The following is a 13,167-nucleotide window of genomic DNA, read 5'->3' on the forward strand; positions in this document are numbered from 1 at the left end:
TACTAACCTCGCGGGTTAGTACGTTTTTCACATTAGACTAAAAAGATTAACAGCAAGGCGATAGCCGCAGGTACGCATTGCATTAAAAAGATTTTCTTTGTGGCTGTAAACCCGCCGTACAAGCCGACTCCTAGAACGAATAGCATTAATAGCGTCATAAAGCTATTTTGTGCGGCTTGCGAAACGGGTAGGATGAAGTTAGTGGCAAGGATCATCAAGCCAAATAGGCCATTGTAGATGCCTTGATTTCCCAAAGCTGTTTGAGCACTAGCTTGCGACACGAAATCAAGTGGCATATCAAAAGCCTTCGCCTGCGCTTCTACCTTACCAAACATTTCTAGCCCCATAATGAATAGGTGTAGGCAGCCAATCAACGTAGTTAAAATTAATAATAGCATTTGCATGTTCAATTCCTCTTTTCTAGAGTCTTATTGTAACAAACATCCGCTTCTTTGCGGTAGAAAGGATGATTCATGACACATATTATCGTACTTGGTGGGACTGGATTCGTTGGTACTGGTATCTTAAAACAGCTTTCAAAGAATCCCAATTATACCTTAACCAGTATTTCTAAAACTGGTGGTGATCCACAGAAACACTTAGCTGGTGTACATTATGAAGCTGCCAATTTAACGCAAAAAGGCACTTGGCAAGCTGAAATTGCTAAAGCCGATTGGGTAATTGATTGTGTTGGTATTCTTCGCCCAAGTCGAAAAAAGCATACTTCGTACGAGCAGAATAGCCTTTTACCGGCTTTACAGGCGATTGATGCCATTAAAGATAGTCAGACAGACTTTCTCTTTATTAATGCTAATACTGCGCCAATTCCTGAATATATGGCGTTTAAACATGCTGTTGCCGACTATGCGGATCAACAACTTGGTTCACGCGCATACAATGTGTATCCAGGTCTTGTCTATGGACCAGAACGTAAGAGTACGTATTGGTTGGGAAAAACATTGGCCTGGCTGATTCATTCTGCTCACTTGACGTTTTTAAAGGGCTATCGACCAATTACACAGCAAGCACTAGCGATTTCTGTTGAAAAAGTAGTCACGCACACACCAACGCCTTTAACACACCGTATCTAAACCTTATGCAACCAGCATTAGACCAGTGTTTAATGAACGTACAGAAGCAAACAAAAAGGAGTGGGTTAATGATTATTCTTTATTAACCTACTCCTTTTTATTTATGGATGGATACCCAGTTTAAGGCAATTAAATTACTTTACAAAAATAAACATTTATTTATATAGATTTGAGTTACTCAAGGGTTTAATTGTTTGCTGGTACTGTATAATCCGTTCTAGTACAATTAAGTGTTGATCGATATCACGTATTACTTTATAGCTCGACTGGTAATATGCTAGCTGATGGTAGTTTTACCACACATAACTTGATTCCATAACAAGCGATGTCCATATTAATATTATAGATAAACAGGCAACTACATTACTGATCCATAACTAATTACCATATTCTAGTTCATTGAAAGATGACCGTGACCAAGACGGTAGCAATTTTATTGCTAAAAAAGTTAACGTAACTAAATTCACTAATCAGTAACTCATTAGCATGGTGTGGACGATACCGCTGGTATCGATCATAATAAATGATATCGCTAAGAGTTTGTTCGAAAGCAATAGACTAATGACATCGTAGGGGGCGTTATTTATTAGATACCCAAAATTATAAACTATAAAGCATAGAGATGAGATWAGAAATGTTACAAGTAAGTAACRTAAAAAAACTCATTTCTATGCTTTTTCTTTTTTGAATTCATTTATATAAAATGTAATGAAACGATTCGCGCGAACGATTGTGCATATTTTATAGGGAAATATTCGTTTTGTTAATTTTTTACAAAAAGAAAAAGCCGGCTAATAAAAATTAGTCGACTTGCTCCTTGACATATAAATAAAACTTAACAAAGATCAATTCTTTGGATTTATTTATATGCGTATTAGAACTCACAATTTTTAATATAGCATATATAGGAATTAAAGTATATATTTTTCTTTGTTACGGGGTGTCGCGGACGAAAAAGAGAACTGTTTGACCCTGTTAGAAAAAAGCCGAAACCTAAATTGAAGAATTCAGGTAATTCCAGTCTGATCGAACGTAGTTCGGATTGGGATAGTCCATTGAGTGGAGTTTGGTAGACTGCTACCGCGTTTATTTTTATGTGAATAAGAAATAAATTTAACGCATATTGCGATGATGTATTTATACGGAGCAGGCGACTAATAATGAATTTAATAGAACTGATTATCATTTTTGATAATTGGTTTTTTCTTATGTATTGAGTAACTTTAAAAAAATGAATTGAGGAAAATAATATGTTAAAAATTACTGATTTACCGATTAATGTCGAAAAGACGTTTGGAAAGTTAAAGTATGGTGGTGAAAACCAAGGCTTTGTTAATTTACGTGCTGAAAATATTCCTGGAAATTATTTGATTAAGGTTAAGCCAGTTGATCCATTTATGAGTGATGATTTTAACTTTATGGATGATGTAAAGTTAATCAATCCTATGATTGTTGCTTCAGAGGTTGGTAATACTGGACGAAATAATTCCGGTGTTTTGCAAGCCAAGATTGTTCCTGTTGATTCAGATGAACAAACAATTTGGGCGAGTGAGCCTACTGGTGGTTCAGATATTGAAGTAACACTTGGTGGACGTGAATTTGAAATTCCAGTTAAGCATTATATTGGTTCAAAGTTACAGTTTGTAGGCGTTTCTATTGGATATTCTCAAGGTCGTTCAACTCAGCGACAAAATGCAATTCGTAATGGTGATTCTTTAGATGGGCTTGGTGAAGATGTTGTTAAGTTGTCGGTATTTGATGCTGAAAAGAAACAAAATCTTTCAATTGATCTACCATTATCAACATTAGGGGCTATTGAGAACGATTTCCAAATGGGGGAATCAATTAAGTTTATTAATTTGCGAATTCGATTCTTTATGCCTGAACAAGGTAACTATGCTCATGTTTTAACTGCTGATAATTTGATTAAGCAAGCTTCTAATTCAAATAGTGGAAAACCAAAGGAAGAAAAACCACAATCACAAGATGCAAATAAACAGAAGTAGTCTGGAGGTAATTAACCTTGTTTAAGCGTGGTTGGAGAATACATTATCGTTATAAAGATCTACCTAAAATAATTATTTTGAGCTTAGGGTTACCCATACTGGGTGTAACGCTAGTTGAGCTTTTCTTATTCGTTAAAAACTATGTTTTAATGGGTGAAGTTTCATTGAATTTGTCAATATTAATTACGCCAATTGTTTTGTACCTGTTGGTTGTGTTTATTTTAGTTGTTTCATATAGAAAAAATCGCTATCAATTAAGATTTTGGGGTAAAATCTATACCTTAAATTTAGTAGCTAAATTAATTGTTAATAAGCGTCTTTTTGAAGCTGAAACAATTTCTAAAAATGGAAAAAAAAAGACAAAAATTACCTATTATCCTCGTATTTTTGTAAAGTTTGTAGGAAGTGGGTTTAGAGTTTTCTTGCCACTAGATGGAAATAAGTTTCAAAAACAGTTTCAAGATGGTAGCTTTTCACATGAACTTGTTATGGCAACGCGTGCCACTGTCTCTGATGAAATTTCAGAAGATGGGTTTCTTGTTCATGAATTTTTGACTTTTCCAGAGAAATCACGAATTAGTATCGATGAAATGCGCGTTAGCCACGATAAGATTGAAATTATGAAGGGGTTGACTTGGAATTTTGCCAAAGTACCACATATGTTGGTAGCTGGTGATACTGGTTCAGGTAAGTCGTTTTTTTTATTTTCAATGATTTCTGGTATTTTGAAATCTGGTGCTAATTTAACGATTGCTGATCCCAAACGAACAGATTTAGCTAGTTTAGCGAGTACAAAAGCATTAAAAGGAAAAGTTGTGTACTCTGATGAGCGCATCATGAAAGCTTTTACAAAATTTTATAATGGTATGTATGAGCGGAGCGTTGAATATTCAGAATTATTGAAGAATTCTGATAGTATGGGTGATTATCGTGATTATGGATTGCGTCCTGAATTTTTCTTGTTCGATGAATATGGCGCATTTTTTAGTAAATTGGATTGGAAACAACAAGAAGAATTAAAACGTATGGCAACTGAGATAACAATGTTAGGTCGTCAATTAGGCTATTTTTTGATTATTGCTCTACAACGCCCTGATGCTGATACTATTGGTGCGGGTGCTCGTGATCAATTCCAATTTCGTGTCACGTTGGGTAAAATGAAATCAAATGGTTTAAGTTTAATTTTTCCCGATGACGACCCAAACGACTTCATCAATTTATCAAAAGATGTAAAAGGTTGGGGATATGCACAAATGTCGCCAGATAAAACACGTGCATTCTTTGCGCCACTAATTCCTAAAGAGTTTAAAGCTAAGCGCTATTTTGATGAATTAGGGAAAAAACTTGAGGTAACGGTAGATAGACAAGCACCTCACGGTGCAGATGAAGCTTAGTTGACCTTACCGTTCAAACAGTTAGGTGTAGGGAAAACTATTTTTAGAGCCTGTTTGCGAATGACATGATATGTGACCGATCGGGAACGGTGTGAGGGGGTGGCTCTGCCACCCCGAGCACTCATGGAATAGCTTACAGGCTTTTTAAATAGTTAACTGGAACCTGGCTGTTCTTGCGGTAGTGGACTTAGGTCAACTCGCTTAATCTGCCGAGGCCCCGTTTACCTAATAGGGGGCCTTAAAATGTAAGGAAAAAGGGCAGGCAACGTTATCACAGCGGTCCTGAAGCCCCTTTTATAAAGTGAGCACGAATTGTGTTTTGTGCTCACTTATTTTCGATTTAAAATTGAACAGATTCAGGGGGAATGCAATGCCAGTAATTAAAACATACAAATACTTTGGGATTGACCATTTATTTGTGAATGTGAAAAATGATGTGTTTGTTTTTACACTGCTTAACGAGGTTGGTTTAGAAGAAACTTTTTTCGCGAACCCATGGACGTTACCTAGTGACATTCCACAATTACTAGATGATATGCGAGTTGAATCAATTAGTTATGATGCTGCATCAATCTATCCAACTGTTAATTTTGAACAAATGAACCCGAAAGGGTTTGAAGAACAAGCTATCGTCATACAAGTATGGCACAGTTATCGTGAAAAATTACGCAGAAAGGCTGTAGTTGGTAGTTGTGTGATTACAGATGGTGTATTTGATGGTCACTAGTGAGCAATTAAAGAATTGTCGTTTAGCAAAAAAATGGTCAACCAGGCAGATGGCAGCTTATTTAATGGTTAGTCAATCGGCTTATCGTAATTATGAGAACAATAAACGTGAGATGCCTGAAGAGGTTCAAGATCGCGTGCAAAAAGCATTCATCAATTACAACGGGACGATGGCAATTGCGCTTGATTATCTACGAATTAGCTTTGAACATTTGTCAGCTCGTGATGTGGTTATGTTGGTCATGAAAATGAATATTGATGATTTTGCGGTTGGTGGCGGAAATTCGGGTATGTTGTATCGTGAGTCCTTGAATTATTCGGGATTTAATTTTATTCGTGTGTTCAGTCGAACTGAACCTGATGAAAAAGGGGCTTTGCTTCAAATTTCTGGTCATGGGTGTCGGTCTTTCGAATTCATTTTGGATCAGCAAGCTACAGATTGGAAAACGTTTTTGTATGATGCGGTCTACAAATACAATGGTGTTGTAACACGTATTGACTTGGCCATCAATGATTACTGTGGGTGGTTTGATATTGCGACTTTGATTGAAAAAGCGCAAAGCGGCGATGTTAAAACACGGTTTAGAACTCAACCTATTATTCATGGTAATCAATACTCGGGTTGGACTTTAGAGTTTGGTAAACGAGGGAATGTCTTTTTTCGTTTCTATGAAAAAGATAAAGAAATTGCCTCAAAACTTGGGACCTCAAATTATGATCTTGGGATCATTAACCGTTATGAATTACAAATTGCGGATACACGCAAAGCCACGCAATTAATTAATGATTGGCTTTTAAAAGATCAACTGGTTCCGATGGTGTATGGATATTTTAATCGATACATCACCTTTTATGACGCGTTACCTTTAGATGAAGAAGGTAATCCGATTAAGCTAGAGTTCAAAGACCGTGAGGTTTGGGAACCATGGCATTACTTTATTTTCAAGTCTAAAGTCGTCAAATTTGAGACGTTACCAGAAGAAATTAGTATTGACCGTTCTTTAGCTTGGATTAAACGTTCAGTTGCTCCAACACTTAAATTTATTAAGATGGTTCAAGGACTCGATATGCCTGATAGGTTTGGGAAAGATTTGGTTTCTGAGTATGTGGATGAAGCTGAGTTGTCTCCTAGACAGGAAAAGTATTATCAAGCCATTATTGACGAAATTGAAAGTCAAAATGCGATCGCGAGAACCTTTGAAGAAGCACATTAGGCCAGTTATCTATATCAAATAATGAGTATGGATTAAATCATTAATGTAGTTAAATTAAAATTGAGCAATCGGGTCTGAAAACATGCGGGTGGGGTTCAAAATTAATTTGCTACAACATTCCAAAATAAGAAAATGGAGAAATTTACCAATGGCTGATAATGCAAATACACAACGTGCGATTAAAGCACTTCAAGCTTCACAAGAACACGCCGAACAAATTACGGCAAGTATGAAAAATCTCGATAAAGACACGCTTTACGCGGGGGTCAATGAAGTCAAAGCCTTGATTGAAGAAGATCCTCAACTAGAAAAAGTCTTTGCGGACGATTTAAAGCGTCTGCGTAATAACCTACGTTTCATTTCTCAAGCATCTGGTATTGTTAAGAATGCACAAAATGTTTCTATCGCAACCGAAGGTACTGTTGCTAGTATCAAGCGTTTTGTTAAGTAGTTGACGTTTTGCGATTTACGTATAGAATAATAATTCTAAATGAAAAAGCCAACAGGTGCGAGCACGCTCATTGGCCGACATGTTTTTTGGAACGCTGGGTTTTAAACGTTAACTACTTATGGTTAGCGTTTTTTTGATTGACTTAGCAATTGCCGGGTTAACCCAAAACTGACCTAGCGCACTTAAAATCGCGCTAACCATGACTCCAAAGGCAATCATAAGTGCCGGTAGGAGTTCCATGCTTGGTTCCTTTCTGGAAGAAACACGCATAAGCACCACCTCCTTTTGTTTTTTGTTTGTAAATGTAAAGGGGTGTAACTACTATATGGTGCGTTCCTCCACACATGCTGTTAGGTATAGCTGATTTAAGAACAACCGTCATTTAGTCTGTTTGTTAATTGACCGTTATCTTGATTAGTGTATACTTTTTAATGAGGTTCGGTAACCTATTTCCTAATGTGGGGTGCTGAACCGTCTCCCAACTATGTCTGTACTTACATTCGATCCATAGTATGCCTACTACAAGATTCTAGTACAGACAAAGTATTTATATTGTTTTTTGCTCAGGCCCTTCGCTTTTATCATTAGTTCTCTCAATGATGATGGGCTTGAGTTTTTATATTCAATAACGCCACTCTTTACTTTTTAGTCGAGAGTGGCTTTTTTGTGCCCGAAAAATAAAATAAGGGCGGTGTTTTCAGAAAAATTTTGAAAGGAGAAAGCTAATCAAACGACTTCAATTTAAACGCAAGCCCAAAATTAAGAAGAAAAAGTTACCCCACCAAAGACATCAAGTTTCACAACGTTCGATGCGGTGGGTTTTGCTTATTTTAATTGGTGGGCTTGTGATAAGTGGACCCTTAGCTTTTATGAATGTTAAGTCTGTTTCATATCAAAATAAAGCAGTATGTCAACAGTTGAAAGGATTTGAAGAAAAACTAGATAAAGCCCAAACGGGCTCATTGGCTTACAATCCTGCACTAGGTGGGTATATACAGGCTTTTATTAAATCCTATCTGACACAATCCGGGAATAGTGAGGACTTTTCCAAGTGGCAAAACAGTTTGAAGGGGTATTTTGCTAATGATTTTGATGTTTCTAAATTATCAAATATGGATAATTGGAAGACGCAACAACTCATTTCAGCTGACGTGGTGGCACTTTATGTACAAGATGACACGAAGATTGCCCAGATTAAAGTGACCTATAAGGTAAAAACAAAAGAAACTGTTGAAAAGCCTAAGCATGATAAGAACGATAAAAAGAATCAAAAAAATCAGAAGGATCAAAAGAAACCAGAAAAACCGAAGGTTCATGAAACATGGGTTACGAAGACAGAATTTTACAATGTTCCGTATCAAGCTCAAGACAACAAATTTACAGTTGTGGCAATGCCTTTTGTTTCACCAGAACGAAGTAGCACAGGTCACATCTCTAAATCGTTGATTAGAAATGCTAAACAACAAACGAATATGGACAACTCACAAGTTGACTCCGTCATGAAGTTTACCACTAAGTTTCTAAATAAGTATGTCTCATCATCTGGCAAAGAGATGAGTTTCATCATGGCTGATCCAGTTGGACTAAATGGTGCTTATCGTGTTAAAAGCATTGAAGATACCCATGTATCTGGTTCTGTTTCTAAACCTAGAATTTCAGGCACAATCATGCTCGAACAGTTGAATACTGGTGTTGTTCATTCTGAACAATTTGATTTAGCACTTAAAAAGCAAGATAACACTTATTTTGTATCGAAGTTTAACCATTAAGAAAGGAGATTAAGCTTATGAGTTTTACTGGACTACAACAGTGGGTTGCTCAACAAGGTGGGGCCCTTTTGTTTATTGGTATTGTAATTTTAGTGGTTATGGCGTTTATCCGTCGTGACTTCAAGGAACTTGTAATGACAGCGCTATTTGGTGGGTTCGCCTGGTTGCTAATTGCACAAGGACCAATGGTGATGCGTGCGATTGGTAGTATTTTTCAAAAGATTTTTGGGTAGGTATTCATATGAATAATGATGCGTATAATTATCGCCCCTTGTTTCGGCATAGCTACACATTTCGCGGAACTGTTGCCAAAAAATATGGCGGTATCTCATATATGATTTCAGTAGAAACCTTTGCGGTCATTGCGATTTCATTAATTGTAGATCTCTTTTTTGTCTCATTCTTTATCGGCTTTAAGTCACCATATGCATTCGCAGCGGTTGTATTTCCCGTATACGGAATTTATAAAGTCTATGATCTCATTAAGCCCGACGGGTTGAAAGCACCACAATTTGTTTGGCAGTATCTTAAATATTTCGTGAAATTCTATTTACTTAATCAGACATTAAGTCATGACATACCCGTATATTACACAGAAAATGAGGTGAAGATACAATGAGTTTCAGTTCCAGCGATGCTTTTGTTTTGTTGAAGAATTATAAAAATCAGGTCAAACGTTTTACATTTCCTTTCGATGCCAACGCCATTAGTGATTGGACTGATGGGGAAGAATTCACTATTTTAGAACATGGATTCCCTTTTGGTATTTCTACGTTAACATTTGCAACAAGCGGCGTGATTAGTTACTTGAACGAATTTTTAGAGGCATTGCAGAGTAGTTCTTTAGGAAAATTAAGTGAGCATCAAATTGCACAATTTTTTAATGATGAAGTTGACGTTGACGAAATTACGATGGACGATTTGCAGGATATGTTTGTGACGACATCGAACAAGGGGGATATGGCTGTCGAGTTGGCCGATGTTTCGGGAGATATGGACACATTCGTTAATAATCTTCCCGGTGGTGTATCGGATTATATTGATTGGGATAAAGTGGGTCAGACGTTGATTGATAATAGTGACATTATTGATCTTGATGGTGCCTATATCGCATATTAAGCCATAATGCTTAGCCCAGTTGAAAGAAACAGTTTTCGTTGGGGGTCATGCTCCGGCTGGGCTTTTAATCTAAAAAGAAAAGAGGTAAACAATTGAAAACAGTCTTAAAAAGCCCGATTAAGTCGTTCAAAGACAACTTATTAGTGACGACAAGTGGTGATGTTTGGGGTTATTTTAAAATTAGAAGTCAAAGTATCGCCAATCATGATATTAAACAAAAAGATGAACGTAAAACTAAATTAGCGTTCATTTTTAAAGACCTGGCAAAATTTGGTGAATTTGAAATGACGCTCTTGCCCAAGGAACTTGATTTGGAGGAACGTTTTTTGGTGAGACTTCCTTATCAACGGATTTTGCAGAAGACGTGAAAGATGTTGCGACTTATTATGCCCAAAAACAAATTGATTTATTAAATAAGGAATTTGGAACAATTACTGAAAGTTACTATGTTATTGGGGTTAAACTAAAGTCATCTCATTATGATGGTACCATTCGGTCTTCAGTCACAAATATTATGAATGACTTTATTCAATCGATTGCTCCACAACTAGGTTATGACGTGGTTATTGAAGACACTTTCTTCAATAACTATCGTGATGTATCAGATGAAATTGAGAATAGTTTAGCCAGTGTCAGTGGCTCAGCCATGACTGAAGATGAACTTGCATATTATATTCGTTATAATTTCTTACGCGGTATCAAGCATTCTGTTATTGATGAAAGTACGGATCATTTTTTAGAGAATTTGTTGGATGGGTCATTAAATGCAAAACAGCGGGGTATGATTCATTTAAAAAATCAAAATGGCGACGGATACATTGCTTTATTGCCTATTTCAGAGACGCCAACAGATTTAACGAATAGTCATTTTTTTGAAATTGCCCAGAGTAAAAAATTCCCTGTCGAATTGCATATGAAGGTAATTGCCGAAAAGAAGACTGGTTTTGGTAAAAATTTAAAAAGTCGTTTGGGTGCTTTAGACAAAGAAATCGGTTCTGAAGATAAGGATGCTTATCAATCAGGACAGTACGATGATTCCGATAAGCGTAAAACCACACGTTATTTATTAAAGCAAGTGCGAAATGGTTTGGATAAAGACAATGAATATTTTAGATGGCTTGGTGTCTATGTTATTTATGCAGATGAAATGAAGGAATTGCGACGCCGTACTAAGTCACTTCAAGAGACGATGCGCCGCCGCAAGGTGGCCTTGAGTTCCGCAAGTGCCCAACAAATTGATTTATTCTATCGCTTATTACCAGGTTATTCGTTAGAAGGTGAACAGCGTTGGTTACAATATTCCAGTCAAGATGGGTTAGCGCAAAACTTATTCGGGATTTCGCATCAATTAGGAAATAATACCGGTTTTGTTATCGGTCGTGTCTCTAACACGACAAAAAGCCAATCAATTAAGAAGAGTGTCTACTCATCAAAAAATCTTATATTTTTTAACCCACTTGTGACAAATCAGGGTGTTATCGGTTCCGTCACTGACAGTCCGCACATTACGGTTACTGGCCAAACCGGTAAAGGTAAATCATTTTTAGTTAAATTAATTATGATGTATTTATCAATGATGGATGCGAAATTACTGTATGTTGATCCTAAACAAGAAATTAAACGTTGGTTCAATCGAGCGACAGATGACCCCGGATTTCGAAAGAAGTACCCGGAACTGATCAAGTTGATCAATCAATTTCATTTTACAACGCTTGACCAAGCAAACTCTGAAAATTGGGGTGCTTTAGATCCCATCGTGTTTCTAGCTGGTTTAAGTGATCGGACCGAATCGATGGAGCCTGATACTGATCCTGCTTACGACGTCGCGGTAGCCATGTTCCATCAAGTCTATGAAATTCGCGATCCTTTACAAAAAGCTGAGTTAGACCAAGCGATTAAAGACGTCATTAAACGCAAATGGAGTGGGGAGCGTGTCGGCATGTTGACCGTCTTAGATCAGATGGAAATCAACTCTGAGAAAGATGACTATATCGATTTAGCTCGGGCAATCCGAAAAACTGTAACGGGTGGTATTCTACGACTTAGTTTCTCAGATGGAACGAATGATTCGGTTAGTTTTGACACCCGCATTAATATTTTGGAAGTAGCAGGGCTTGATTTGCCAAATGAAAAACAGGACCCCTCAACCTATACGGCCATTCAAAGAACGTCCCTAGCAACTATGTTTGCACTGGGTAAATTCGCTGATAAATTTGGCCGTGAAAATCCAGATGAATATACTTTTGAAATCATTGATGAAGCTTGGATTTTTCAAACCTCATCAACTGGACGTGCTATTTTAAAGTCCATTAAACGTGTCGGCCGTTCATTCAATAATGCTTTAATTTATGCCACACAATCAATTAACGATATTAGTTCAGAAGATGATCATGGACAAGTTGGTGTTGTTTTTGCTTTTAATGAATCATCTGAAACAAACGACATTCTTGAATATGTTGGACTCGAGCCAAGTCCATCGAATGCTAAGTGGTTGGAAAGTTTTATTAAAGGTGAAGCGTTATTCCGTGATGTTTATGGTCGGGTTGGAAAAATAGTAGTCCATTCAATGTTTCCTGAATTTACACAACTATTTAAAACACTGGAACGTTCAGCGAGTGCTAAGGCCGAAGAAAAATGGAATTAACTGTCAATAAATTGGTAAGGAGGATCGTTTTTGCAATTATTTATCATGCTTGTTTTGATGGTTGTGATATATAACCATTCAAAAGTCTACGTTAACCAGCGTGAACAATAATTTCATTTAAAAGAGAAAAAATAATGTTCAAAAACAAAAAATTGAAAACAATTACATGACCTATGCATCTTGAATAGTTAATTTAGGTCTGAATGATTTTTTGAATCAAACTGATAAAAAGGAGTTTAGAATTAATATGTCAAAAAATATGAACTGGCTATTGAGCACTCTTACTGTGATTGTTGTGATTACACTGGGTGTGACCGGTTACAAAGCTTATCAACAAAAACAATTAAAAGAAAACGCTGAAAAAGCACTACAGATGTCACTGGATTCCACAAATAATGATTTTCTAGATGATGATGTTTTACCACATAGACAAAAGTTTACGAAACAAAATGTAGATGCAAAGGTCTACTTGAACTTAAATGATCCTGACAAGAAAACTTTTTTTGTTGAAATAACATATCCCATTGTTGATAGAGTTAAAACTCCCTTCAATGACGATACTGAAAAAATTAAAAAGGGCGCTAAAATTGTATTTAAAAAACAAACCACGGTTGATAATGTGGCATTAGATTCTAAAGCTGTTTCTCCGGCAAATGATGCTCCAATTCAAGGTAAAGTTATTTATCAAGTTAATAACTTATAAAGTAGAGCAAAAAGACAACTAGATTATGGTTGTCTTTTTTATTTTAAGAA

General features: G+C 36.6%; 15 protein-coding genes. 13 read left to right on the forward strand and 2 right to left on the reverse strand.

The window, feature by feature from the left end; all coding sequences use genetic code 11:
* Positions 1 to 32: 32 nt before the first annotated feature.
* Positions 33 to 404, reverse strand: a complete 372-nt coding sequence (locus tag D3P96_RS03590; RefSeq protein WP_124943027.1) for a DUF1304 domain-containing protein — start codon at positions 402 to 404, stop codon at positions 33 to 35.
* A 69-nt stretch (positions 405 to 473) separates the two neighbouring features.
* Between D3P96_RS03590 and D3P96_RS03595 the strand changes: the two genes are divergently transcribed.
* The 6 genes from D3P96_RS03595 to D3P96_RS03620 all read left to right on the forward strand — a co-directional run bounded on the left by D3P96_RS03595 (position 474) and on the right by D3P96_RS03620 (position 6,882).
* Complete coding sequence (locus D3P96_RS03595; RefSeq protein WP_124943028.1) at positions 474 to 1,091, forward strand: NAD-dependent epimerase/dehydratase family protein; 618 nt, start codon at positions 474 to 476, stop codon at positions 1,089 to 1,091.
* Between the two features lie 1,250 nt (positions 1,092 to 2,341).
* A complete protein-coding gene (locus D3P96_RS03600) occupies positions 2,342 to 3,097 on the forward strand; it encodes a hypothetical protein (protein ID WP_124943029.1) in 756 nt (251 codons plus the stop codon).
* A 17-nt stretch (positions 3,098 to 3,114) separates the two neighbouring features.
* A complete protein-coding gene (locus D3P96_RS03605; RefSeq protein ID WP_124943030.1) occupies positions 3,115 to 4,491 on the forward strand; it encodes an FtsK/SpoIIIE domain-containing protein in 1,377 nt (458 codons plus the stop codon).
* A gap of 370 nt (positions 4,492 to 4,861) precedes the next feature.
* Complete coding sequence (locus D3P96_RS03610) at positions 4,862 to 5,218, forward strand: hypothetical protein (protein ID WP_124943031.1); 357 nt, start codon at positions 4,862 to 4,864, stop codon at positions 5,216 to 5,218.
* Positions 5,208 to 6,431, forward strand: coding sequence for a replication initiation factor domain-containing protein (locus D3P96_RS03615; protein WP_185696079.1), 1,224 nt, complete (start codon positions 5,208 to 5,210; stop codon positions 6,429 to 6,431). The genes D3P96_RS03610 and D3P96_RS03615 overlap by 11 nt, the downstream gene beginning before the upstream one ends.
* A gap of 148 nt (positions 6,432 to 6,579) precedes the next feature.
* On the forward strand, positions 6,580 to 6,882 hold the full coding sequence (locus tag D3P96_RS03620; protein WP_124943033.1) for a hypothetical protein: 303 nt from the start codon (positions 6,580 to 6,582) through the stop codon (positions 6,880 to 6,882).
* A 108-nt stretch (positions 6,883 to 6,990) separates the two neighbouring features.
* Here D3P96_RS03620 and D3P96_RS08345 read toward each other — a convergent pair whose 3' ends face one another.
* Positions 6,991 to 7,152 carry a hypothetical protein gene (locus D3P96_RS08345; protein WP_185696080.1) on the reverse strand — a complete coding sequence of 54 codons (162 nt, stop codon included), beginning with the start codon at positions 7,150 to 7,152 and terminating at the stop codon, positions 6,991 to 6,993.
* A gap of 599 nt (positions 7,153 to 7,751) precedes the next feature.
* On the opposite strand from D3P96_RS08345, the gene D3P96_RS03625 reads away from it, so the two are divergent.
* The 7 genes from D3P96_RS03625 (at position 7,752) to D3P96_RS03655 (ending at position 13,117) form a co-directional block, all read left to right on the forward strand.
* Positions 7,752 to 8,651 (forward strand): conjugal transfer protein, encoded by a 900-nt coding sequence (locus D3P96_RS03625; RefSeq protein WP_185696081.1) that lies wholly within the window; start codon positions 7,752 to 7,754, stop codon positions 8,649 to 8,651.
* 17 nt (positions 8,652 to 8,668) lie between these two features.
* A complete protein-coding gene (locus tag D3P96_RS03630; RefSeq protein ID WP_124943035.1) occupies positions 8,669 to 8,884 on the forward strand; it encodes a TcpD family membrane protein in 216 nt (71 codons plus the stop codon).
* Between the two features lie 8 nt (positions 8,885 to 8,892).
* Entirely contained in the window at positions 8,893 to 9,270 is a 378-nt protein-coding gene (locus tag D3P96_RS03635) for a hypothetical protein (RefSeq protein ID WP_124943036.1), read from the forward strand.
* Positions 9,267 to 9,770 carry a hypothetical protein gene (locus D3P96_RS03640; RefSeq protein ID WP_124943037.1) on the forward strand — a complete coding sequence of 168 codons (504 nt, stop codon included), beginning with the start codon at positions 9,267 to 9,269 and terminating at the stop codon, positions 9,768 to 9,770. Before D3P96_RS03635 ends, D3P96_RS03640 begins: the two co-directional genes overlap by 4 nt.
* 92 nt (positions 9,771 to 9,862) lie before the next feature.
* The gene (locus D3P96_RS03645) at positions 9,863 to 10,138 is read left to right on the forward strand and encodes a hypothetical protein (RefSeq protein ID WP_124943038.1); all 276 of its coding nucleotides are present in this window, start codon (positions 9,863 to 9,865) and stop codon (positions 10,136 to 10,138) included.
* Positions 10,135 to 12,414 carry an ATP-binding protein gene (locus D3P96_RS03650; RefSeq protein WP_124943039.1) on the forward strand — a complete coding sequence of 760 codons (2,280 nt, stop codon included), beginning with the start codon at positions 10,135 to 10,137 and terminating at the stop codon, positions 12,412 to 12,414. Before D3P96_RS03645 ends, D3P96_RS03650 begins: the two co-directional genes overlap by 4 nt.
* A gap of 247 nt (positions 12,415 to 12,661) precedes the next feature.
* Positions 12,662 to 13,117: a hypothetical protein gene (locus D3P96_RS03655; RefSeq protein WP_124943040.1), complete on the forward strand. Its 456-nt coding sequence runs from the start codon at positions 12,662 to 12,664 to the stop codon at positions 13,115 to 13,117.
* The last annotated feature ends 50 nt before the right edge of the window (positions 13,118 to 13,167 follow it).

Origin of the sequence: Weissella viridescens (assembly GCF_003862435.1) — a bacterium.
GTDB classification, from domain to species: Bacteria; Bacillota; Bacilli; order Lactobacillales; family Lactobacillaceae; genus Weissella; species Weissella viridescens_A.